The sequence below is a fragment of the Marinovum sp. 2_MG-2023 genome, from assembly GCF_030548265.1.
GTDB lineage: Bacteria > Pseudomonadota > Alphaproteobacteria > Rhodobacterales > Rhodobacteraceae > Marinovum.
This window is the reverse complement of sequence record NZ_JAUOSD010000016.1, coordinates 31,426-53,144: the sequence shown is the minus strand read 5'-3', so window position 1 is coordinate 53,144 and position 21,719 is coordinate 31,426. Positions and strand designations below refer to the sequence as shown.

The window sequence follows — 21,719 nt, the reverse complement described above, 5'->3', positions numbered from 1 at the left end:
GGTGGGGGGCGATCCGAGGCTTGTGTGAAAAATAGATATGAGATATAACTATATTCAGGAATTGGGGGGATTCGTCTTATGAAGATCAAAGGACAGGCCGCCATTGTCACCGGCGGTGGCAGCGGGCTTGGCGCGGCAACCGCGCGCCATCTGGCGGCTTTGGGTGCGCGGGTGGCCATTCTCGATTTTGATGCGGCGCGCAGTGATGCCGTGGCTGCGGAAATCGGTGGCGCGGCGTTCAAGGTTGATGTCAGTGACGCGGCCGCAGTTGATGCGGCGATTGAACAGGCGGCCGACCAATTCGGCACGGTGGCCCGAATTGCGGTGAATTGCGCCGGTGTCGGGTTGGCCGCCAAGGTCGTGAACCGCGACGGCGCGCCGACGTTTGATGTGTTTGACAAGACGATCAAGGTCAATCTCTACGGCACCTATAACGTGATGAGCCATGCGGCGCGGCGCATGTTGACGCTTGACCCGCTGGACGACGGGGAACGTGGCGTGGTGATCAACACCGCCTCTGTCGCTTATGAAGATGGCCAGATGGGACAGGCGGCTTATGCGGCCTCCAAAGGGGCGATTGCCGCGATGAGCCTGCCGGCCGCGCGGGATTTTGCCCGCTCCGGCATTCGGGTGATGGCGGTTGCGCCGGGGCTGTTTCATACCCCGATGATGGAAGGTCTGCCCGAGGAGGTGACCGCCAAGATCACCGCCAATATCCCTTTTCCCGCGCGGCTGGGTCGCCCGGAAGAATATGCGCAGCTTGTCGGTGACATCATCGGCAATCCCTATTTGAACGGATCGGTGATCCGACTGGATGGCGCGGTGCGCCTGCCGCCCCGCTGAGGATGATGTAAATTGATGAAATTGCCGCAATATCTGAATATCGAGATCAAGGATGGCGTCGCCACTTTGACAATGAATCGCCCCGACAAACGCAATGCGATGTGCGACGCCCTTCTGGCCGAAATCGACGCGTTTTTTGCACTGCCGCCGGACGAGGTGAAGGTGGTGGTGCTGACCGGCACCGAAGGACATTTCTGTTCCGGGCTGGATCTTTCGGAACATGAACAACGCGATGCCGAAGGCACGATGCGCCATTCGCGTGGCTGGCATCAGGTGATGGACCGCATTCAATATGGCGGCCTGCCGGTGGTGTCGGCGATGTATGGTGCGGTGATCGGCGGCGGATTGGAAATTGCGGCGGCCACCCATGTGCGGATTGCCGAACCTTCGACAATCTTCCAATTGCCCGAGGGGCGGCGCGGGATCTTTGTCGGTGGCGGGGCCTCGGTTCGGATTGGCCGCATTCTGGGCGCGGATCGGATGATTGAAATGATGCTGACCGGGCGCAAATTCGGCGCAGAAGAGGGTCTCGCGCTGGGGTTGGCACATTACAGCGTTGGCACCGGCGAAGCATTGGCCAAGGCTCAGGAACTGGCCGCGCGGATCGCAACCAATGCGCCGCTGTCAAACTACATCATGATCCAGGGCCTGAGCCGGATAGAGGACATGTCGAAACAGGATGGCCTGTTTACCGAGAGCCTCTGTGCTGCCCTGACCCAGACAAGCCCGGATGCGATCGAGGGGCTGAAAGCCTTTCTCGAAAAGCGCGATCCGAAGTTCCGGTAACGCCATGGTTGATCCTGTTGAAACACGCGGCCCGGCGCAACCGCGCGCAGATGATGTGCTGAACGAGCTTCTGGGCTATCATATCAAACGCGCGCAAAGCGCCATTCAGGCCGATCTTCATGCCACGTTGAAACCGCTGGATCTGCGGATGCTGACCTTTTCGGCGCTTGCGGTTGTGGTGTCTTCGCCGGGGTTGCGTCAGGCGCAATTGGCGGATGCACTGGACATTGAACGGCCCAATCTGGTGGTCATTCTGGATGAGCTGGAACGCCGTGGGCTGATCCTGCGCGATCGGGTGCCCACCGACAAACGTGCCTATGCGCTAAAGGCGACTTTGCAGGGTGTGGCGCTTTATGATGATGCGCGCGCAAGGGTGCAGGCGCATGAGGCGCGCCTGTTCGCCGGTATTTCGCAAGAAGATCGCAACCGTATACAGACGCTGATGGGGGCGATCTGGCGTGCAGGTACGGGGGAGGCCCCATGAAACGCACGACGAATTTCAGACCACATGAGGTCACGCATCAAGTGCGTGGCGACGGTTCGATCCTCTATCGCTCGGCCTATGACCTTGGCCCGGTGGTGGCACGTACCGGCGATTGGCTGCACCAATGGGCGGATGCCACGCCGGATGCGATTTTCATTGCGGAACGCTCCGGGCCGGGATGGCGGGAAGAAAGTTACGCCAGCACGCTGGAAAAGGTGCGCGGCATCGCCAGCGCGTTGCTGGCGCGGGGCATGGACCAGACGACGCCGATCCTGATCATGTCGGGCAATGGTGTCGATCACGGGCTTTTGGCGCTGGGCGCGCAATATGCCGGTGTGCCGATTGTGCCTGTCGCCGAGCAATATTCGTTGATTGCGGGCGCACATGGCCGGTTGCGCCACGCGGTCGAACTGGTGCGGCCCAAAATGGCCTATGTGGTCAATGCCGCGCAATATGGCGCGGCGCTGGACATGGCGTGTTTTGAGGGCATCGAAGTGGTGGCCAGCCAGGTGGCGGATCGCCCCGGCGTGACCGATTTTGACAGCCTGCTCCGGGGCGACGCCTGCATTGATCTGGAGGCCGCATATGCCCAGGTCGGCCCCGATACGGTGGCCAAGATCCTGATGACATCGGGGTCGACCTCGGCCCCCAAGGGGGTGATGACCACCCATCGGATGATGTGCACCAATCAGACGATGCTGGCCGACAGCATGCCGTTCCTGAAGGACCGCAGACCGGTGGTGGTCGATTGGCTGCCCTGGAACCATGTCTTTGGCGGGTCGCATAATTTCAACATGATGCTGGCCAATGGCGGGGCGTATTACGTCGATGATGGCAAGCCGGTAAAAGGCCAGTTTGATCGCACGCTGGAAAACCTGAACCTCCAGACCGGCACGCTCAGCTTCAACGTGCCGGTGGGATATGCCATGCTGGTCAAGGCGTTGGAGGATGATGCCGACCTGCGCCACCGCTTCTTTGCCGATCTCGATCTGATGTTCTATGCCGGCGCCTCACTGCCCCAGGATGTGTGGCAGGGATTGGAAACCATGGCGTATGAGGTCAAAGGCGAAGTGCCGTTGATGACCTCGTCCTGGGGGCTGACGGAAACGGCGCCCTCTGCGATGATGCAACAGGAACCGACCGACCGCTCCGGCGTGGTGGGGGTGCCCCTGACCGGGGTGACCGTCAAACTGATCCCGGATGACGACATGCGCTGTGAGGTGCGGGTCAAGGGCGCGAATGTCATGACATCCTATTTCGAAGCGCCAGAGAAAACCCGAGACGCGTTTGACGACGAAGGGTTCTTTATCACCGGGGATGCGATGAAATTTGTCGATCCCGGAGATTACAGCCGGGGTATGCGGTTTGACGGGCGGATATCAGAAGACTTCAAGCTGCTGACGGGAACCTGGGTGCGCGCCGCGCAACTGCGGCTCGACATGTTGAGCGGTCTGTTGCCCCTGGCTGCGGATCTGGTGGTGACCGGGGCTGATCGAAACGAAATCGGTGTCATGGTTTTCCCCGCGCTGGCCGAGCTTGAGCGCGCCGGATATGGGCTGAGCGACAAGGATGGCGCATTGAATGATGCCGCGCTTTTGGCCGAGGTTCACAAACGCCTGACCGAACGGGCCGCGCAGCAGTCCGGTTCATCGACACGGGTGGCGCGGGCGATTTTGGTGGCTGAACCGGCCTCGATGCCCGCAGGCGAAATGACCGCCAAGGGCAACTTGAATTTCCGCAAGATACTGGAACGGCGCAAGGATCTGTTGGACCGGCTTTATGCCGATGATGATCCGGCGGTTGTCACGCTTTGAAACCGGCCCGCTTATCCGGCCCGCTTATCCGGCCCTGACGGCCCGTCTGCGCGCAGGGCATCCCACCGACAAGGAGACCGAATTGATTGATATTTCCAAGGTCCGTGCAATCGACATCCATACCCATGCCGAGGAACCCTGTGGCTGTCACAGCGATGATGGCTATGACGATCTGCAATCCACGATGGCGAAGTATTTTCGCGCGCCTTGGGAACATCCGCCGACGATCCCGGAAACCGCCGCGCATTTTCGCGCCCAGAACATTGCGGCGGTGATCTTTCCCGTCGATGCCGAACGTGAGACCGGCTATCGCCGGTACAGCAACGATGAAGTGGCCGAATTGGTTGCGCAGAATTCGGACGTGTTGATCCAATTCGCCAGCGTCGACCCCTGGAAGGGCAAGATGGGCGTGCGCGAGGCCCGCCGTCTTATCCGCGACTATGGTGTCAAAGGATTCAAGTTCCATCCCACCATGCAGGGGTTTTTCGCCAATGACCGCATGGCCTATCCCTTGTACGAGGTGCTTCAGGAAGAGGGCGTTGTTGCCCTGTTTCACACCGGTCAAACCGGGGTCGGATCGGGCATGCGGGGCGGCAATGGCATGCGGCTGAAATATTCCAATCCGATGTATATGGACGATGTGGCGGTTGATTTCCCGGATCTGAAAATCGTCCTCGCGCATCCATCCTTTCCCTGGCAGGAAGAGGCGCTGGCCGTCGCGCAACACAAACCCAATGTCTATATCGACCTGTCCGGTTGGTCGCCGCGCTATTTCCCGGATATCCTGGTGCGGTATTGCAATACGATCCTGCGCAAGAAGGTGCTGTTCGGGTCGGATTGGCCGATGATCACCCCGGAACGCTGGCTGTCTGATTTCGAAGGTATCGCGATCAAGGACGCGTTGCGGGAAGACATCACCAAGAACAATGCCGCGCGCTTGCTTGGGTTGATGTAGGGGCATTCGTTCCGGGGGGGGTGCGAATTTGCCGCTGATTTCCCCGGACGGATTTGCCCAGACGAATTTGCCAGCCTGCGGCGGGCCGTGGGGTTGGCCGGAATATGTAGATAAAAGCGGTGGATTTGCCCGTGACCCCCTTCAAAGCACCATTGGATGACATCCTTTTCAGCCTGAACCATGTTGCCATGGCGGGATCGGTCACCGGATTTGACCCGACCCTGACCGCAGAGATCGCCCACCATTTTGCGGCCTTCGCCGAGGGCGAGATCGCGCCACTGGATGCCCCCGGTGATGCACAGGGATGCCGGTTGGAAAACGGGCGTGTCCACATGCCGGAAGGTTTTGCCGCGGTCTATCGGGCCTATGCCGATCAGGGCTGGCCGGGGTTGACCGTGCCTGAGGAATACGGCGGTCAAGGCATGGATGCGCTGTTGCTGGCGGTCACTTCCGAGGTGTTTTCCGGCGCAAACCACAGCCTGCAAATGATTACCGGTCTGGTGCCCGGCGCGGCTGGTGTGTTGAACCGGTTCGGCACCGAGGCCCAAAAGGCAAAATATCTGCCCGAATTGGCCTCTGGGGCGGCGCTGGCCACGATGGCATTGACGGAACCGGGGGCCGGGTCGGATTTGTCGCGCATCCGGTGTCGTGCACATGATGAGGGCGGTTGGCACATCAGCGGTGAGAAGAGCTTTATCTCGGGCGGGGATCAGGATCTGAGCGCAGAGATCCTGCATCTGGTTCTGGCACGGACATCAGACGCTGGCGTCAAGGGGTTGTCGCTGTTTCTATGTCCCAGCACCCGAAGTGATGGTAGCCGAAATGGGGTACAGGTCAGCCGGATCGAGGAAAAGATGGGGCTTCATGCCTCGCCGACCTGCCACGTGGTCTTTGATGGGGCGGAGGCAGAGTTGATTGGGGGTGAGGGCCAGGGGCTGGCGGCGATGTTTACCATGATGAACCATGCGCGTTGTGACGTCGCGCTTCAGGGGGTCGCCCATGCGGCCCGTGCCTGGGATATTGCGCGCCGCTATGGCGACGAGCGCACACAGGGGCGTCGCGCGGATGGCGGGGCTGCGGTCCTGTCTGATCATGCCGATGTGGCCCGGATGATTGATGGGATGGATGCCATGGCTCTGGGCGGTCGGGGCATTGCCCATTTGTGTTTCGTGGCCATGACGCGCGGCGACACCTCCGATCTGGTGGCGTTCCTGACGCCCGTGGCCAAGGTGCATTGCACCGAGGCCGGGGTGCGGGCGGCGGAACTGGGGATGCAGGTTTTGGGGGGCTACGGGTATTTGACGGAATACCGAGTTGAACAGACCTATCGCGATGCCCGCATCACGCAGATCTATGAAGGGGCAAATGGCATACATGAGCGGGCCCTGGTCACGCGGTTGCTTGGTGGCGCGCCGGGGGCGGCGTTTGAGGCGTTTCTGACCCAAGAAGGCGTGGATGGAACGCTTTGGCAGATGTCGCGTGCCACGGTTTTGGACGCGTTCGATCCGTCCCCCCTGGCGCATGATTTCATGTGTCTGACGCGCGAGATCCTGTTGCAGGTGGTGTGGGGCCGCGTGCTGGCGGGGGCGGAATATCATGGAGACCCGGAGCGGATCCGGCGCGTTGCGGGATGGGCGCGTCAGGAATCCGACGTGCACATGAAGGCCGCAGCGGCGCTTCTGGCCCTGCGGGCCGGGAAGTAAGAGCGCCACCCGGCGCATGTCCTGCATTGCGGCGGGCGATAATGGGGGCTTTGCCCCCAAACCCCCAGGATATTTGTGAACAGAAGAAGACGGGGGGGCTTTGGCGGGGCGGTTAGGGTCCTGACCTTAGCCTGCCTTGGGGTGCGCCCGGTCATAGACTTCGAGCAGGCGTGCGGTATCAATTCCGGTGTAGCCTTGGGTTGTGGAAAGCGACGCATGGCCGAGCAATTCCTGGATCGCGCGCAGATCACCGCCGGCGTTCAGCAGATGGGTTGCGAAACTGTGGCGCATGGCGTGTGGCGTGGCGGTGGCAGGAAGGCCGAGTTGCATCCGCGCCTGTTCCATCGCCTTTTGGACCAGCCGCGCATTCAGCCGTTTGCCGCGCGCCCCGAGAAACAGCGGCGTATCGCCATCGCCTGCAAAGGGGCAGAGCGCCAGATAGCTGTCTACGGCGCGGGCGGCGGCCGGGATCACCGGGACAATGCGTTCCTTGTCGCCCTTGCCGAAAATCCGCAGGCTGTCGCCCAATGGCGCGGCACGGCGGTTGAGGCCAAGCGCCTCGGAAATGCGCAAGCCGCAGCCGTACAGCAGGGTCACCACGGCGGCATCGCGGGCCGCTATCCAATTGGTCTGGCTTTGTAATTCCACCGTGTCGATCATCGCCCGCGCGGCATCTTCGGCAAGGGGGCGGGGCAGTTTGCGGGTGTATTTCGGCGCGCGGGTCGACAGAACGGCGGTGGGTTCAAACCCTTCGCGTTCGGCCAGCCAGCGGTAAAAGCTTTTGACGGCGGAAAGCTTGCGCGCCATGCTGCGCGAGCCGACATCGGGGCTGCGTGTGGCGGCCATCCAGGCGCGCATGTCACGCAATCCGATGCGGCTGAGCGGGGTCAACCCCTGAGCGCCCCCATGGTAGTTGGTCATGAAGGCGAGAAATCCCAGTACGTCGGCACGATAGGCGTCTATCGTGGCCTCGGCCTGACCACTGAGCGCGCGGCAATGCGTCAGCCAGGTTTCCAGCGCATCACGCGCTGCGGGGGAAATGAATGTCGTGCTGGCGCTCACGCCAGCCAGCGGCGCATGGTGCGTTCGAAAACGCCCCCGAAAAACGCCATCAAGTCAGTGCCTTGCTGCGGGGTGAACAAATGCGGGTCTTCTGCGCCGAGGACCAGCATGCCGGGCAGGCGTTTTTCGCCAAAGTTCAGGGCCAAACAGGCCTCGGAACGGATGTCGTCGGCTTTGTCCCCGAAAATGGCCCTGTCCCCGGCCGCCAGTTGGCGCAGGGTTACCGGGCGCAGACCGCCCATGCGCCCCTCGGTCAGGTATTGCGACACATATCCGGGTTCCGCGACCATAAGCACATCGCCAAGTTTGCGGATCGCCGGATCGTCATCCGCGCGTTCGTTGCTTTCCAGCACCAGCCGCACGCTGTCGACACGCAGGATATCGGCCACTTCGCCGCCCAGTCCGTGCAGGAAATCCTCAAAATTCAGCGGGTCCAGCATGCGCATGATCGCGCGGTGCACCTGATTTGTGCCCGCTAGATTTTCATAAGCGGCCGCAATCACGCTGCGGTGGGTGTCTTCTAGCCGGTCCAGACGGCGTTCCAGCCGTTCCATCGCAATGCCGCGCAGATCAACGATATTGGTGCCCATCGCCTTTTCATTGGCAGCGATCAGGGCGTGCATCACGTCCTTATCGTCGAGAATGACAGAAGGGCGCGAAATGATGCGGGCGCGGAGGTCGTCGTCGATCTTGAGGCTGGAGGTCATGCGATTCCCTTTGATTTCGGCCAGACTTTAGCAGGTCACCAAGCTCATTTCGTCAATTTATTGAGCATGTTTCGCGTGTTTCTTTAAGTTGTGCCTCAGAGTCAACAATTCAGTTATCCACAGGGGCTGGGGCCGCGGAAGGTGCGCAGATCGTTCCAATCTTAAGCAAATTTTAACTTTGGATGGAATGGGGATAAACCTGTTGATAAAGTGTCTGGGCCGTATCCCGGAAAATAACACATTGAAATCAAAAGAATTTGATTGAAATTCAATGGAATGTCGCGGCCTGTCCTGGCCATCTGTCATGTCGGTTTTGTGCGCGCTGTTTTTGAAGGCCGCTGCCATCTTGGCTTTTGTTTGGCGCTGACATACCTCAGGTTGGATCGGGATCGGATCAGGCAAAGGGATGGGTCACACCAAAATGAGTCGCAGCTATTTTGATGAGGGCGACCGTCTTGGGGTCCTGATTACTCAGGCGATGGGCGACCGCTCTGGTGTGTTGGATTACCTCGCGCCGGAAGGCGGGTGCCATCTGGGCGCCTTTGTCGAGGTGCCTTTGGGGCCGCGGCGGATGCTGGGCGTGGTCTGGGGCGAAGGTGAGGGCAGCTTTGATCGTGCCAAACTGCGTCAGGTGCAGCGTGTGCTGGACAGCGCGCCGATGCGTGCCGGGATGCGCGATTTTCTGACCCGCGCCGGGGCCTATACGCTGACACCGTTGCCCGCGATGTTGCGGCTGGCGACACGTGCGCCGGGGTTGGGGGACACGCCCGGCATGCGCAAGATCTATCGCCGGGGTGTGGGGCTGCCGGATCGCGACACCAAGGCGCGCCGGGCCGTATTGGCCACGCTGGAGGAATACGGCGATCTGGCCTTCACGCTCAAGGAACTGGCGGAAATGGCCGGGGTCTCGACCTCGGTCATCAAGGGGCTGGCGACACAGGGGGTGGTGCGCGAAGAAGAAGCGCCGCGCGACGTGGCATATCGCACTTTGGACCCGGAGATGTCGGGAGAATCCCTGACCGATGATCAGGCCAAAGCGGCGGCGCATCTGCAACAGGCCGGCGACAAAGGCTATTCCACCACGCTTCTGCGCGGGGTCACCGGATCGGGCAAGACCGAAGTCTATCTGGAGGCGGTGGCCGATACCCTGCGCCGGGGGCGACAGGCGCTGGTGCTTTTGCCAGAGATCGCCCTGACCCAGGAATTTCTGACCCGGGTCGAGGCGCGGTTTGGTGCGAAACCTGCTGAATGGCATTCCGGCATCACCCAGACCGAACGGCGGCGCTGTTGGAAAATGGTGGGCGAGGGCGGTGCACAGATGGTTGTCGGCGCGCGGTCGTCGCTGTTCCTGCCGTTCCGCGACCTTGGTCTGATCGTGGTCGATGAGGAACATGATACCTCCTACAAACAGGGCGATGGCGTGCTCTATAATGCGCGCGACATGGCGGTTTTGCGGGCTTCGATCGAAGGCGCGCAGGTGGTGCTGGCCTCTGCCACACCCAGTCTGGAAAGCTGGGCCAATGCCGAGGCGGGCAAATATACCCGGCTGGAGCTGACATCGCGATTTGGCGCGGCGGTCCTGCCAGAGATGCGCGCCATCGACATGCGCAACGAAACCCTGCCGTCGCATCGCTGGATCTCGCCAAGCTTGCAATCGGCGGTCACGGCCCGGCTGGCCCGTGGCGAGCAATCGCTGTTGTTCATCAACCGGCGTGGCTATGCGCCGATCACATTGTGCCGCGCCTGTGGCAGCCAGATTGAATGTGACCAATGTGATGCCCGCATGGTCGAGCACCGGTTCCTCAAGCGGCTGGTTTGCCATCAATGCGGCGAGACCAAGCCAATGCCGACGGTCTGCCCGTCCTGCCAGGCCGAAGATCGACTGGCCGCTGTTGGCCCGGGGGTAGAGCGGCTGACGGAAGAAGCGGTGGCGCTGTTCCCCGATGCGCGGGTGGCGACATTGTCGTCGGACATGTACGGGTCTGCCCGCGCGCTGAAGGATCAGATCGCGGCCATTGCCGGGGGCGAGGCTGATATCATCATCGGCACCCAATTGGTGGCCAAGGGCCATAACTTTCCACTGCTGACGCTTGTCGGGGTGATCGACGCCGATCTGGGCCTGCATGGGTCCGATCTTCGCGCGGCAGAGCGGACCTTTCAATTGGTGCGTCAGGTGGCCGGTCGGGCAGGGCGATCCGACAAACCGGGCATGGCCTTGATCCAGACGCATCAACCCGAGCACCCGGTGATCCGCGCGATTCTGGCCGGGGATGAAGAAGACTTCTGGCGCGCCGAGGCGGATCAACGGCGTCAGGCCGGCGTGCCCCCCTATGGCCGGCTGGCGGGCATCATCCTGTCGTCCACCGACGCCCAGGAGGTGTTTGACCTTGGCAATGCGTTGGCGCGCAATGATGCGCCGCTGCGCCGGGTCGGGGCCCAGGTCTTTGGCCCGGCGCCGGCCCCCATCGCACGGGTCCGGGGGCGGCATCGCGTGCGGCTGTTGGTCAAGGCAGACAAAAGCGTGGCGTTGCAAGGGGCACTGGCACAATGGGTGGCGCAATTCCCGTTAAAAGGAAATCTGCGGCTGGCGGTCGATATAGATCCGCAGAGCTTTTATTGACCCCATCATCGCCGTCACCGGCCGCATGCGCAGGCCCACGGGGCCGGTGACATGCGCCGTTGTGCTGCCGTGATCCTTTGAACTTTGACGCGTAAAAGCCTAAGCTGCTGTCATTCCTTGATTCCACGTGGGCCATTGATATGTCATTTTTTCGCGTCTTGCTTTGTTCGATCCCGGCCATAGGGTTTGCAGCCGCCGTTGCGGCGCAATCGGTGATCACCTTGGATGATTTTGATCTGGGGGGACCGACCGAGGCGCCGCAAGCGTCCGAAACTGTGGGCGGTGGTGCGATGGAACGTTGTCTGCGCGACCGGGCCAATTGCCCGGAGAACGGCGGTGTCGACTTTACCATCGACGATGTGGTGAACTTGGGCATTGTTGATCGCGAAGACGTCGATGTCACACCGGCCTCGGTGACCGGCGACGATACATCCGCTGCGGCAGAACCTTTGCCCTCTGTCGATCTGGAGGTTTTGTTCGACTATAATTCCTCGGATATCCGTCCCGATCAAATGCGCCAGCTTCTGGATCTGGCCAATGTGCTGCGCAGCGATGATTTTTCGCGCTACATCCTTATTTTCATGGGCCATTCCGATGCCAAAGGGGCGGCGGAATATAATGAACGTCTGTCACTGTCGCGCGCGCAGAGCGTTGCCAATTTCGTGGCCGCCGCCGCCGATGTCCCTGCCTCGCGGATCGAAGCTGTCGGGTTTGGTTTCCAGCGGTTGGCGGATCCCGCCAACCCGCTAAGCGCGCGCAACCGGCGGGTCCAACTGGTACTTGCCCCGGCGTCTTAACGTTTCGCAATCGCCTGATCCCAAAGATCCATAGGCAGCTGACAGAGTTACGTGCCCCGGCGTTCAAAGCCCCCGCAGGCCCGATCAAAGCGCCGTTCAGATACCCGCGCCAGCACCCCCGAGGGCGCTGCGCCAAAAGGGCGTCATGAATGCGCTCCTGCGGCGCGCCTATTCGATCTCAAACGGGCGGATCTGGAACCGGGCGCTGGCCCCCATCGCGCTGACTTCGCCGTCTTCAACGCCGTTCTGCGCCGCCTGAACACCCTCACGCAGCAGCGCCTTGAGCACCGTCTGATCCGTGCCGGACGGTGGTTCGCACATATAGCCAATCAGGTTGGTGCCCTTTTCGTCCTCCGGCAAAACCTTGAGCCCATAGCGTGAGCCCGGCGAAATCTCGTACCGGGTCTGACCCGAGGCCAGCGCGAAGGTCCGAAAGAACTTGCGCGGGATGGGCGTAAACTTCGCCGAAGGGGACAGCGCGAAAAAGAACGGTGTGCAGGCGGCCGGAAGATCGGCGATCATCGCGACCTCGTCGTCGACGGCCACCCGCAGTGGATACACCGACAGGATCGGATCGGGCGTATTGAGCCGTGGCGCCGGATCATCCGCCGCGCCATTGAAATAGAATTCGCGTTGCATCTGGCTCAGCTGCTGTGGGCGCTGGGTGCCATCGGTCTCCTGCATGACATCGGCGGTGACCCGCTTCATCATCACCGAAACCTCGACGTCAGGGGTCGAGATATGGCGGGCAAGGGCGCGGGCAAAAGGCGAATTGCCAGCGGTGCCATCGCTGGCCACGGTGTCGGGCAGGGTGGCAAAGGCCACCAATTGATCGCCCTCCGCCTGCACCACCGCCAACCCCCGGCTGACGGCTGCGCTGCGCCCTTCGGCGCGGGCCTGGGCCAAAAGCTGCTCGGCAAAGGGGTTGTTGCGACATGCATCCAGAAAGATCAGCGACACCGGCACCGGTGTCAGCGCCTGCATGATCTGATCCAGCGACAGGCCCTCGCGCGGGATGGCGGCAGCGCTGCGCAGATTGGCATCCACCGGCATCAAATAATTCACCCGCTGATATTGCACACCGTGCCCCGCAAAATAGACCGCCGCCACATCCGCGCTTTGCGCGTCTTCGGCAAATCGATCCAGCGCCAGCCCCATTGCATCTTCGTCCAGATCGGTCAGCACCGTCACGTCAAAGCCGGTCGCGCGCAAACTATCGGAAATCAGCCGGGCATCATGGGTGGCATTGGCCAACTTGCCTATCCGCGCATAGTCGGAATTGCCAATCACCAGTGCAATCCGGTTTTCGGCCCAGACGGGCAGGGCCCAGAAGATCAGCGCAATCAGGGATATGAGACGCATTTTGTTCAGCTTTCCTATCATGATCTTGCCGCCATGGTGGCGTGAAACAGCCCCATAGGCAAGCCGCGGGGCAAGTGTGAACATGACCTGAAAAGCGCTGCCTTGCCCTTCATCTGACCCAAAATATCCCGGGGGTGAGGCCAAAGGCCGAGGGGGCTGGCCCCCTTTTTTTTACGCAGACGGCGTGGCGGTCAGGGGCTATTTGCCGAACAAATCGCTCTGCCCCGGCGCGCGCGGCGGGGCAATTCCCAGATGCGTCCAGGCCTTTTGCGCCAGCATGCGCCCGCGTGGGGTGCGTTGGATCAATCCCTGTTGCAACAAAAAGGGTTCGATCACCTCTTCCAGCGCATCCCGGCTTTCGCTGAGAGCGGCAGACAGCGTTTCAATCCCCACGGGTCCGCCGGCATAATTTTCGGCGATCAGGCCCAGATACCGGCGGTCCGCGCCATCCAGCCCCAGATGATCTACCCCCAACCGGGTCAGCGCATTGTCCGCCAGCGCGCGGGTGATATGGCCGTTGCCTTCGACCACGGCAAAATCAACAACCCGGCGCAGCAACCGTCCGGCGATCCGGGGGGTGCCACGGGCGCGCCGGGCAATTTCGCGCGCACCGTCGCTGTCGGCGGGCACGCCCAGTTTGGTGGCGTTGCGGCTGACAATTTCATGCAACTCATCAACAGTATAGAACTGCAACCGTGTCGGAATGCCAAAACGATCCCGCAACGGCGTGGTCAAAAGCCCCAACCGCGTGGTCGCCCCAACCAGGGTAAACGGCTGCAATTCGATCCGCACCGTGCGCGCCGCCGGGCCTTCGCCAATCACCAGATCCAGTTCGAAATCTTCCAGCGCGGGATACAAAATCTCCTCGACCACCGGGTTCAGCCGGTGAATTTCGTCGATGAACAGCACATCCCGTGCCTCTAGATTGGTCAGGATCGCCGCAAGATCACCCGCCTTGGCCAGAACCGGGCCCGAGGTCATGCGAAAATTGACCCCCAATTCGCGCGCCATGATCTGGGCCAGCGTGGTTTTGCCCAGCCCCGGCGGGCCATGAAACAGCGTGTGATCCATGGCTTCGCCGCGTTGGCGGGCGGATTGAATGAAAATACGCAGATTGGCCCGGGCTGCGGCCTGACCGATGAAATCCGACAATTGCTGCGGCCGCAGCGCGCGGTCGGCATCCTCGGGGCGCGGTTCGGGGCGCAGGGTGGGGTCCGGTTCGCTCATCCCGTGTTCACCCTATCCCTTTGGGGCCAGAAGTTTCAGCGCCGCGCGGATCAGCGCCGCCGTGTCGGCCTCTGGCGTCTCGCCGGCGGCCTGGGCCACCGCGCCGGCGGCCTCGCCGGGGGCATAGCCAAGATTGCCAAGCGCCGAAAGCGCCTCGGCCTGGGCGTTGTTGGCTTTGGGCGCCGGTTTGGCCGCTGATTTGGCTGCGGGGCGGGGCTCCGGCACCGGGGTCGCGTCCTCAATGACCGAGTCGTCGACCTCTGCGGCCTGTGCGCCGCCCATGGCCATCACCGCCGGGGCTTTGTCCTTCAACTCGTGCACCACACGTTGTGCCGTCTTCGGGCCGATACCCTTGGCCGCTTTGATTGCGTTGATGTCGCCCAGGGCAATTGCCCGGCTGACGCCATCCGGGCCAAGTGTGCCCTGAATCGCCAGGGCGGCTTTTGCGCCGATACCCTGCACCGTCAGCAACAGGCGGTGCCATTCCTTTTCCACCAGCGACGGAAAGCCATAGAGCTGCAAGAGATCTTCGCGCACCGTCAGATCGGTATAAAGCGCCACGGCCTCGCCAACGGCGGGCAGGCCGGCCAGCGTTCGGTCCGAGCAATAGACGACATAGCCAACACCACGCACATCCAGCAGGATGTGATCCTCGCCCCGGTAATCAATCCGCCCCGAAAGCTTGCCAATCATTGTGCCCGCACCTCTCGCAATGCGCGCCCGGATGCTGCCCCGGGTGCGCGCACATAAAACGCATGTGTCATGGCAATCGCCAGCGCATCCGCCGCATCCGGCCCGGCCAATACGACCCCCGGCAATTGCATCTTCACCATATGTGCGATCTGGGTCTTGTCGGCATGTCCGACGCCGACCACACATTTCTTTACCTTGTTGGGGGCATATTCGCCAACAGTCAAACCCGCCTGCGCCGGAACAAGCAAGGCAATGCCGCGCGCCTGACCCAGTTTCAGGGTGGCGACCGCATCTTTGTTGACAAAGGTTTGTTCCACCGCCGCGGTGGTGGGGGCATAGCGTTGCAGGACATCGGTCAACTGCCGGTGCAGCGACATCAGCCGCAGCGCGAGGTCCGTCCCCTCTGAATGGCAGATCCCATTGGCCACATGGCGCAATTTGCTGCCTGAAACGTCGATCACGCCCCACCCGAGGTTGCGCAAACCCGGATCGATGCCCAGAACCCGCATGACTGCCCTGACTTTGTTGCTTTTTTGTTTCGCTAGCACGAAACGAGAACAAACGCCAAGAGAAACCTTTGGGGCGCTGCAATGAGTCGGTTTTGCCTTGTCAAGTCGTCGACCTGCGGCGGAATGGCCTGTGCCGTGGGCCGCAGGATTTGTGTTTCGGTAATTTATTAATCTAAATCAGTGGCTTAGTGGCGGTCTGAGCAATGACGGGAATGCAAGGGGGCTATGCAGAGACTGCACTTGTTTGCGGCGCTGTTGCCCATTAATTGCGCGGTATGAAAACTTGCGCCCGAATGGCGCCGTAGCCAGGAGTGCCCGAGATGGCCGTTTATGAAGAAAATTCCGCCCAAATCGCAGTTGCCGGATTTGGGGATCGCATTGGTCGCAGCGTGTCGATCATGATCAACCGCATCCAGGAATGGAAAGATGCACGTGCGACCCGCACCTTGCTCTCCAGCCTCAGCGACGCCGAGTTGAACGATATTGGTCTGTCGCGCGCCGACATCGACCGCGTTGCACGGCAACCAAACTTCTAAGACTTCTTTAAAGTCGAAAAAAAGGCCGCGACCTGGCAACAGGCGCGGTCTTTTTGCATGGGGCGATTGGCTGTGGGTTTCGGCCGGGTCCGCCTTTTGGCTTGGGGAAGCGGCGGACCCGGAACCACCTGAGGCGTTTGGCGACCTCAGGTGAAAGGCTCAGACAATGGCGCTTAGCAGGCCTGCGAACCACATGGCCACAGGGTCGACCTGCATGACCCAAGCGGCGCCTTGTTCGAAAATGCTACCGGCCGCCAGCAGGTCAAGCCGGTCTTCGTATTGCACAACGCCCTGATGGGCGATCAGCAAACCTTTGAATGCAAAGAAACAAAACGCGATGATCATCAACCCGCGAATGGGCAGGGCGGTCAGTTTGCGCGTGGGACGCTGGCGGATCACGCCGGTGCCGTCGATGAAATTCGTATGACCGCGCGCCAGTTTGCGATTTTTCTTGGCAATCCGCCTGACGCGCTTGTCGAAATGGAACAATGTCTCCGACATGGCAGCCTCTACATCTAATCCGGCCCCCACCAGATATGGCACCCTTTTTGGGCGTCAAATGTGGCAATTCCGGGGCAGATGTCGAAATTTAGCGGCAAATGCCGCTAAAATCAGAGAGCTTTTTGCAGGGTCAGGGTGGTCCATTCAACAATCTCTTCGCGGTGAAGGAGATTGATGCCATTGGCGGCATAAACGGCGATCACTTCGTCCGCCTGTTCATTCAGAATACCAGAGAGAATCGCATATCCACCCGGTTGCAAATGGCGGGCCATGTCCGGTGCAAGTGAAATGAGCGGCGCTTTCAAGATATTGGCAAACACCAAATCAAACGGGGCCATCGCCGCAATGTCGCTATGGTCGAACCCCATCGCCACACGACAGGCCACACGCCCGTCCAATCCATTGGCGCGGACATTGGCCTCGGCGACCTCGACGGCGACCTCGTCAATGTCAGAGGCCAGTACAGTTTCGGGCCAGATCCGGGCTGCACCCATCGCCAGAACCGCCGTGCCACAGCCGATGTCGGCAACCGATTTGCCATGAAATCCGCCCGTCGCCAGCCGGTCAAGCGCCCGCAGACAGCCAAGTGTGGTGCCGTGGTGGCCGGTGCCAAAGGCCATGGCGGCCTCGATCAACAGGGGTTCGCAATCGGCGGGCACCTTGTCGGCATCATGGCTGCCATAGACAAAGAAACGCCCCGCCGCCACCGGCGACAATTCGCGTTTCACCTTGGCCACCCAATCTGTTTCCGGCAGTTCGGAAATCGCAAACTCCTTGGCGCCAAATGCCGCCGCAAGGACCGCAAGGGCGGCTTCGTCCGGGGCTTCGGTGAAATAGCCGCCGATTTCCCACAGGCCAGAGCCATCCTCCATCTCGAACACGCCGACGCCGGTTGGTTCGGGCACCAGATGTTCCATGGCCGCGCCAAGCGTTTCAGCCTGAGGCTTGCCGGGCAGGGTGGTGAGGGCGGTGAATGTGGGCATGTGTGGCACTCTCTGACGGTTTCACGTCTCTTAGGACCTTTGCGGCGGGTTTGAAACCTCTGCCCGTCACATTGGGTCATCACCCGGCGGTTTTGCGCGGCGTTCCACGCAGAAACATCACATCTCCACTATGCGCAGATCGCGGCTATTCCGCAGGGGCGGGGACAATCGGGCGTTGAAACACGGTTTCATATCCCGGCACCGGATGGCGGGGGATCAGCAAGGCCAGCACAAATGATGCGGTCGCAATACCGGCTGCGGCAAAAAACACCGATCCGGGCGAAACCAGCCAGAGATACCCCAGGCCCGCAGGCAGAAACACCGCCGCGATATGGTTGATGGTAAAGGCCACCGCCGCCGTCGGGGCGATGTCGCCGGGATCGGCAATTTTCTGGAAATAGGTTTTCAGCGCCAGTGCGAGGCCAAAGAACAGGTGATCAATCAGATAAAGCGCCGCCGCGATCACCACTCCCCAGCCAAAGAAATAGATCCCGCCATAGGCCAGAAACACCATGATCAGACCGGCATATTCAAACAGCAGTGTCGCGCGTTCGCCAAAGCGGGCAACGGCGCGGCCCATGAGCGGGGCAAACAGCATATTGGCCACCAGATTGGCGAGGAACAGCGCCGTAACCTCGTGCACTGCGAAGCCAAACCGTTCGACCATCATGAAACCGGCAAACACCACAAAGATCTGGCGGCGCGCACCGGCCAGAAATTGCAGCACATAATAGAGCCAGTAACGCCGCCGCAGGATCAGCTTCTTGACCTGCGGGTTGGGCGCGTCGAACCGGGGATAGGCCAGCATGGAAAACACCGCCAGCACAGCGGTGACGCCGCCCGCTATCAGGTAGACATGGGTATAGCTCAGCCCCAAAGTCTCCCATGTCAGGACAATCGCGCCATAGGCCAGCAGCGTGGCCGCCGATCCCGCCGCCATCAACAGGCCCAGCACCTGCGGCGCGCGGTCCTTGGGCAGCCATTGCAGCTGAAGCGATTGGTTCACGGTTTCGAAATAGTGGAACCCGATAGAGGACAGCATCGTGATCGTCAAAATCCCCGCCATGTCGGGGAAATAGGCGGTCACCGCCGTCGCCACGCCCAACAACAACAATGCGATCAGCGCCAGAACCTGTTCGTGCATGAAAACGATCAAGGCAATCACGCCCACCGCCAGAAATCCGGGGATCTCGCGCACCGTGTGCAACCAGCCAATGTCAGACCCGTCGAACCCCGCGACCTCGATCACGAAATTGTTCAGCAGGGCGGTCCAAGTGGCAAAGGCGATGGGCATCGCCGCTGCCATCACAAACAGCAATGTTGTCGGGCGGCGCCAGACCGGCAGATCGCGCGCAAGCGCCAGGGGCAGGGTTTTGCTCATGCTTGCGATGTACGGCGGTTGCAAAAAAAAGGCGAGTATACTTTTTGCGCAGTCACCCCTGCACAGATGCACATTCCATCGCATCGGCTGTGGAATTGTGTTGAAATAGCACCTTGTGGCATCACTGCCCCGGGTTGGCCGGCAGGATTTGACCGCAGTCTTTGATTTTGGCTTTGATTTCGGGCAGCGTCGGGACAGGGCCGGTATGTGTGATGTGTTGTAGGAAACGAGAGATGAACGCCATTGAAATCGAACCGCTTTTTACCCGTTCTGACGGGGCGTATCACTTTGCCCGGTGGGGGCGTCCGATTGCGCCGATTGTCTTTGGCGTGACCGAAGGCACCTTGCCGGTGATCAAAGGCGCGCTGGAGGCCGTGGTCGCAATGGCCGGTCACCATATCGCCGAAACCGACCCGGAATTGGGCAGCAATTGCATGTTCTTTTTCTTTCGGGATTGGGACGAACTGCCGGACGTGCCTGATCTGGACAAGCTTGTGCCGGATTTGGTGGCCCTGGTCGGGCGGTTGAAATCGGCAGATGCCAATCAATACCGGGTGTTCCGGTTTGACGATGCGGGCGCGATCAAAGCCTGTTTCGTGTTCCTGCGCATGGACGACGCGCTTGGCGCGATGCCGGCCGAAACATTGGCGTTGGGCCAGATCGTCAGGGTGATGTTGCTGTGGTCTGATGCGGCATTTGCCGAGGTGTCGCCGCTGGCGATTGCCGGCGACCAGACAATTCTGCGCCCCGAGATCGGTGCCGTGATCCGGGCCGGGTATGATCCGGTGATGCCGGCCGTGTCACAGGATCCGGTCCACGCCATGCGACTGGCGGCGCGGGTTGGCCTGGCGCAATAGGCCTGACTTTCTGAACGCATATGCACCGGTATCGGCCTGCGTGCCGCATCTTCTGGTGTTTGCGCTATATCAATGTCGGTTTCTGCGCGCGGTCTATCATGGTGTCATCCAGAGGAGGCAACCATGTACAATCATATCCTGATCCCGGTCGCTCCGGGCCACTACGAAGAATACACCAACGCGCTGACCGTGACGCGGAAACTGTCCAATACGGGGGCAAAGGTTTCGATCCTCTCAGTGGTTGAGGACGTCCCGATATATGTCGAAACCTATTTGCCAAACGATCAGGTCGAACAGGCCAAGGTGGAAATCGCAAACGAATTGAAAGCCCAATTTGCCAAGGACGAGGTCGAGATCCATGTGATTGATGCCCATCCAGCCAATGGTATTCTGGATTGGGCGACGCAAAACGCGGTCGATTGTATCGTTGTGACCTCACATCGACCGGGGATCTCGGACTATTTTATCGGCTCGACCGCCGCCCGCGTTGTGCGTCACGCACAATGTCCGGTTGTTGTCCTGCGCTAGGGCGACTTGGCCGCGGGGCCCAAAAATTGCCCCGCCAAAGCCCTGGCAAGAGCGGTGGTCGCTTTGCCGCCGCTCAAACCGGTCGATGCGCGCCAGACCGTCAGATCAGGTCGTCAGATCGGGCCGTCAGATCAGGCCGTCAGGCCGGTCGGTGCCTGAAGCCCATTTGCCCGGCTGCACGCGGTTACGGTATTGGCCAGCAGACAGGCGATTGTCATCGGGCCGACACCGCCCGGCACCGGGGTGATCGCCCCGGCGACCGCGGCGCAGCTTTCGAAATCGCAATCGCCAACCAACCGGGTCTTGCCCTCACCCTTTTCGGGCGCGGGAATGCGGTTGATGCCCACATCAATGACCGTCGCGCCGGGTTTGATCCAATCGCCCGGCACCATTTCGGGCCGGCCCACCGCCGCAACAACGATGTCGGCACGACGCACGACATCGGCAATGTCCTTGGTGCGGGAATGGGCAATGGTGACAGTACAGCTGTCACCCAGCAGCAATTGCGCCATTGGTTTGCCGACAATATTGGACCGGCCAATCACCACGGCATTCAGCCCGGACAACGATCCATGGTGGTCGCGCAGCATCATCAGACAGCCCAGCGGCGTGCAGGGCACCATCGACTTTTGACCCGTGCCCAACAGGCCGACATTGGAAATGTGGAACCCATCGACATCCTTGTCGGGGCTGATCGCATTGATCACCAGATCTTCGTCAAGATGATCGGGCAGGGGCAGTTGCACCAGAATACCATGTACCAGCGGATCATTGTTCAGCTGGTCAATCAGCGCCAGCAGCTCATCCTGGGAAATCGTGGCGTCGCGTTTGAATTCATAGGAATTCATGCCGACCTCAACCGTCTGTTTGCCCTTGGACCGGACATAGACCTGGCTTGCCGGATCTTCGCCCACCAAAACCACCGCAAGGCCCGGTGTGATGTCATGCTCTTCCTTGAGCCGGGCCACGTGGGTCGCCACCTCGGCGCGTACCTTGGCGGCAAAGGCCTTGCCGTCGATGATCTGGGCTGTCATGTCTTGTCCCTTTCGTCGGGTGTCGTGGTCAGTCGCGGTCGATATGGCGCGCCTCGCGCGTGATCGACCATTCTATCAATTCGCGCCAAAGCGCCTCGGCCAGATCCGGGTCCAGACCACGCCTGGCGGCGCCTGCGCGGGTCTTGTTCACCACATCCTCGACGCGGGACGGGATATTGGCCGGCCAGCCCAGCGCGGTTTTCAATTCAACCGCCCGATCGATGTATCCGGCACGGGCCGCCAGAAGGTCAATCAGCTTTCCGTCCAACATGTCAATCTGACGGCGCAATTCTGCCATATCCGCACAATTTTCCGGCGGGGTCAGATCGGTCATATT

Annotated in this window: 22 protein-coding genes; 11 read left to right on the top strand and 11 right to left on the bottom strand. The window is 60.9% G+C overall.

The annotated features are described in order from the left end of the window. Positions 1-78: 78 nt before the first annotated feature. From Q4577_RS16870 to Q4577_RS16845, 6 genes are all read left to right on the top strand, one after another. A complete protein-coding gene (locus tag Q4577_RS16870) occupies positions 79-843 on the top strand; it encodes an SDR family NAD(P)-dependent oxidoreductase (RefSeq protein ID WP_303470898.1) in 765 nt (254 codons plus the stop codon). A gap of 15 nt (positions 844-858) precedes the next feature. Further along, positions 859-1,629: a crotonase/enoyl-CoA hydratase family protein gene (locus Q4577_RS16865; RefSeq protein WP_303470896.1), complete on the top strand. Its 771-nt coding sequence runs from the start codon at positions 859-861 to the stop codon at positions 1,627-1,629. Positions 1,630-1,633: 4 nt separating this feature from the next. Then, positions 1,634-2,113, top strand: coding sequence for a MarR family winged helix-turn-helix transcriptional regulator (locus Q4577_RS16860; RefSeq protein WP_303470894.1), 480 nt, complete (start codon positions 1,634-1,636; stop codon positions 2,111-2,113). Next, on the top strand, positions 2,110-3,927 hold the full coding sequence (locus Q4577_RS16855; RefSeq protein WP_303470892.1) for a feruloyl-CoA synthase: 1,818 nt from the start codon (positions 2,110-2,112) through the stop codon (positions 3,925-3,927). Before Q4577_RS16860 ends, Q4577_RS16855 begins: the two co-directional genes overlap by 4 nt. A gap of 82 nt (positions 3,928-4,009) precedes the next feature. After that, positions 4,010-4,882, top strand: coding sequence for an amidohydrolase family protein (locus tag Q4577_RS16850; RefSeq protein ID WP_244688931.1), 873 nt, complete (start codon positions 4,010-4,012; stop codon positions 4,880-4,882). A 131-nt stretch (positions 4,883-5,013) separates the two neighbouring features. Further along, complete coding sequence (locus tag Q4577_RS16845; RefSeq protein WP_303470890.1) at positions 5,014-6,585, top strand: acyl-CoA dehydrogenase family protein; 1,572 nt, start codon at positions 5,014-5,016, stop codon at positions 6,583-6,585. A gap of 126 nt (positions 6,586-6,711) precedes the next feature. Here Q4577_RS16845 and Q4577_RS16840 read toward each other — a convergent pair whose 3' ends face one another. After that, a complete protein-coding gene (locus tag Q4577_RS16840; protein ID WP_303471037.1) occupies positions 6,712-7,656 on the bottom strand; it encodes a tyrosine recombinase XerC in 945 nt (314 codons plus the stop codon). Then, complete coding sequence (locus Q4577_RS16835; RefSeq protein ID WP_244688650.1) at positions 7,644-8,354, bottom strand: DUF484 family protein; 711 nt, start codon at positions 8,352-8,354, stop codon at positions 7,644-7,646. The genes Q4577_RS16840 and Q4577_RS16835 overlap by 13 nt, the downstream gene beginning before the upstream one ends. A 421-nt stretch (positions 8,355-8,775) precedes the next feature. Between Q4577_RS16835 and Q4577_RS16830 the strand changes: the two genes are divergently transcribed. Together Q4577_RS16830 and Q4577_RS16825 are read left to right on the top strand one after the other, a co-directional pair. Beyond that, on the top strand, positions 8,776-10,974 hold the full coding sequence (locus Q4577_RS16830) for a primosomal protein N' (protein ID WP_303470888.1): 2,199 nt from the start codon (positions 8,776-8,778) through the stop codon (positions 10,972-10,974). A 140-nt stretch (positions 10,975-11,114) separates the two neighbouring features. Further along, positions 11,115-11,771: an OmpA family protein gene (locus Q4577_RS16825; RefSeq protein WP_244688653.1), complete on the top strand. Its 657-nt coding sequence runs from the start codon at positions 11,115-11,117 to the stop codon at positions 11,769-11,771. 168 nt (positions 11,772-11,939) lie between these two features. Here Q4577_RS16825 and Q4577_RS16820 read toward each other — a convergent pair whose 3' ends face one another. The 4 genes from Q4577_RS16820 to ruvC all read right to left on the bottom strand — a co-directional run bounded on the left by Q4577_RS16820 (position 11,940) and on the right by ruvC (position 15,562). Then, complete coding sequence (locus Q4577_RS16820; RefSeq protein WP_303470885.1) at positions 11,940-13,133, bottom strand: caspase family protein; 1,194 nt, start codon at positions 13,131-13,133, stop codon at positions 11,940-11,942. Positions 13,134-13,331: 198 nt separating this feature from the next. Then, entirely contained in the window at positions 13,332-14,360 is a 1,029-nt protein-coding gene (gene ruvB / locus Q4577_RS16815) for a Holliday junction branch migration DNA helicase RuvB (RefSeq protein WP_303470883.1), read from the bottom strand. A gap of 12 nt (positions 14,361-14,372) precedes the next feature. Continuing rightward, positions 14,373-15,053 (bottom strand): Holliday junction branch migration protein RuvA, encoded by a 681-nt coding sequence (gene ruvA / locus Q4577_RS16810; RefSeq protein ID WP_303470881.1) that lies wholly within the window; start codon positions 15,051-15,053, stop codon positions 14,373-14,375. Beyond that, positions 15,050-15,562 (bottom strand): crossover junction endodeoxyribonuclease RuvC, encoded by a 513-nt coding sequence (gene ruvC, locus Q4577_RS16805; protein ID WP_244688660.1) that lies wholly within the window; start codon positions 15,560-15,562, stop codon positions 15,050-15,052. The genes ruvA and ruvC overlap by 4 nt, the downstream gene beginning before the upstream one ends. Positions 15,563-15,882: 320 nt before the next feature. Here ruvC and Q4577_RS16800 point away from each other — a divergent pair, with 320 nt between their 5' ends. After that, positions 15,883-16,098: a DUF1127 domain-containing protein gene (locus tag Q4577_RS16800; RefSeq protein ID WP_303470878.1), complete on the top strand. Its 216-nt coding sequence runs from the start codon at positions 15,883-15,885 to the stop codon at positions 16,096-16,098. Positions 16,099-16,257: 159 nt separating this feature from the next. Here Q4577_RS16800 and Q4577_RS16795 read toward each other — a convergent pair whose 3' ends face one another. From Q4577_RS16795 to Q4577_RS16785, 3 genes are all read right to left on the bottom strand, one after another. Further along, the gene (locus tag Q4577_RS16795; RefSeq protein ID WP_244688664.1) at positions 16,258-16,599 is read right to left on the bottom strand and encodes a hypothetical protein; all 342 of its coding nucleotides are present in this window, start codon (positions 16,597-16,599) and stop codon (positions 16,258-16,260) included. A gap of 110 nt (positions 16,600-16,709) precedes the next feature. Continuing rightward, positions 16,710-17,582, bottom strand: coding sequence for a 50S ribosomal protein L11 methyltransferase (locus tag Q4577_RS16790; RefSeq protein ID WP_303470875.1), 873 nt, complete (start codon positions 17,580-17,582; stop codon positions 16,710-16,712). Positions 17,583-17,727: 145 nt separating this feature from the next. Further along, complete coding sequence (locus Q4577_RS16785) at positions 17,728-18,963, bottom strand: MFS transporter (RefSeq protein ID WP_303470873.1); 1,236 nt, start codon at positions 18,961-18,963, stop codon at positions 17,728-17,730. A 233-nt stretch (positions 18,964-19,196) separates the two neighbouring features. On the opposite strand from Q4577_RS16785, the gene Q4577_RS16780 reads away from it, so the two are divergent. Then, positions 19,197-19,820: a hypothetical protein gene (locus Q4577_RS16780; RefSeq protein WP_303470871.1), complete on the top strand. Its 624-nt coding sequence runs from the start codon at positions 19,197-19,199 to the stop codon at positions 19,818-19,820. Between the two features lie 123 nt (positions 19,821-19,943). After that, positions 19,944-20,348, top strand: coding sequence for a universal stress protein (locus Q4577_RS16775; RefSeq protein ID WP_303470869.1), 405 nt, complete (start codon positions 19,944-19,946; stop codon positions 20,346-20,348). Between the two features lie 131 nt (positions 20,349-20,479). On the opposite strand, the gene folD is transcribed toward Q4577_RS16775, so the two are convergent. Both folD and Q4577_RS16765 read right to left on the bottom strand, forming a co-directional pair. After that, on the bottom strand, positions 20,480-21,382 hold the full coding sequence (folD, locus tag Q4577_RS16770) for a bifunctional methylenetetrahydrofolate dehydrogenase/methenyltetrahydrofolate cyclohydrolase FolD (RefSeq protein WP_303470867.1): 903 nt from the start codon (positions 21,380-21,382) through the stop codon (positions 20,480-20,482). Positions 21,383-21,410: 28 nt separating this feature from the next. Next, the gene (locus Q4577_RS16765; protein ID WP_303470865.1) at positions 21,411-21,716 is read right to left on the bottom strand and encodes a chorismate mutase; all 306 of its coding nucleotides are present in this window, start codon (positions 21,714-21,716) and stop codon (positions 21,411-21,413) included. Positions 21,717-21,719: the final 3 nt, after the last annotated feature.

Bases quoted from the DNA above. Each gene is read 5' to 3' on its own strand.
- Q4577_RS16870 (WP_303470898.1), top strand. From the start codon at position 79: ATGAAGATCAAAGGACAGGCCGCCATTGTCACCGGCGGTGGCAGCGGG.
- Q4577_RS16865 (WP_303470896.1), top strand. From the start codon at position 859: ATGAAATTGCCGCAATATCTGAATATCGAGATCAAGGATGGCGTCGCC.
- Q4577_RS16860 (WP_303470894.1), top strand. From the start codon at position 1,634: ATGGTTGATCCTGTTGAAACACGCGGCCCGGCGCAACCGCGCGCAGAT.
- Q4577_RS16855 (WP_303470892.1), top strand. From the start codon at position 2,110: ATGAAACGCACGACGAATTTCAGACCACATGAGGTCACGCATCAAGTG.
- Q4577_RS16835 (WP_244688650.1), bottom strand. From the start codon at position 8,354: ATGACCTCCAGCCTCAAGATCGACGACGACCTCCGCGCCCGCATCATT.
- Q4577_RS16830 (WP_303470888.1), top strand. From the start codon at position 8,776: ATGAGTCGCAGCTATTTTGATGAGGGCGACCGTCTTGGGGTCCTGATT.
- Q4577_RS16825 (WP_244688653.1), top strand. From the start codon at position 11,115: ATGTCATTTTTTCGCGTCTTGCTTTGTTCGATCCCGGCCATAGGGTTT.
- Q4577_RS16820 (WP_303470885.1), bottom strand. From the start codon at position 13,133: ATGCGTCTCATATCCCTGATTGCGCTGATCTTCTGGGCCCTGCCCGTC.
- ruvB (WP_303470883.1), bottom strand. From the start codon at position 14,360: ATGAGCGAACCGGACCCCACCCTGCGCCCCGAACCGCGCCCCGAGGAT.
- ruvA (WP_303470881.1), bottom strand. From the start codon at position 15,053: ATGATTGGCAAGCTTTCGGGGCGGATTGATTACCGGGGCGAGGATCAC.
- ruvC (WP_244688660.1), bottom strand. From the start codon at position 15,562: ATGCGGGTTCTGGGCATCGATCCGGGTTTGCGCAACCTCGGGTGGGGC.
- Q4577_RS16800 (WP_303470878.1), top strand. From the start codon at position 15,883: ATGGCCGTTTATGAAGAAAATTCCGCCCAAATCGCAGTTGCCGGATTT.
- Q4577_RS16795 (WP_244688664.1), bottom strand. From the start codon at position 16,599: ATGTCGGAGACATTGTTCCATTTCGACAAGCGCGTCAGGCGGATTGCC.
- Q4577_RS16790 (WP_303470875.1), bottom strand. From the start codon at position 17,582: ATGCCCACATTCACCGCCCTCACCACCCTGCCCGGCAAGCCTCAGGCT.
- Q4577_RS16785 (WP_303470873.1), bottom strand. From the start codon at position 18,963: ATGAGCAAAACCCTGCCCCTGGCGCTTGCGCGCGATCTGCCGGTCTGG.
- Q4577_RS16780 (WP_303470871.1), top strand. From the start codon at position 19,197: ATGAACGCCATTGAAATCGAACCGCTTTTTACCCGTTCTGACGGGGCG.
- Q4577_RS16775 (WP_303470869.1), top strand. From the start codon at position 19,944: ATGTACAATCATATCCTGATCCCGGTCGCTCCGGGCCACTACGAAGAA.
- folD (WP_303470867.1), bottom strand. From the start codon at position 21,382: ATGACAGCCCAGATCATCGACGGCAAGGCCTTTGCCGCCAAGGTACGC.
- Q4577_RS16765 (WP_303470865.1), bottom strand. From the start codon at position 21,716: ATGACCGATCTGACCCCGCCGGAAAATTGTGCGGATATGGCAGAATTG.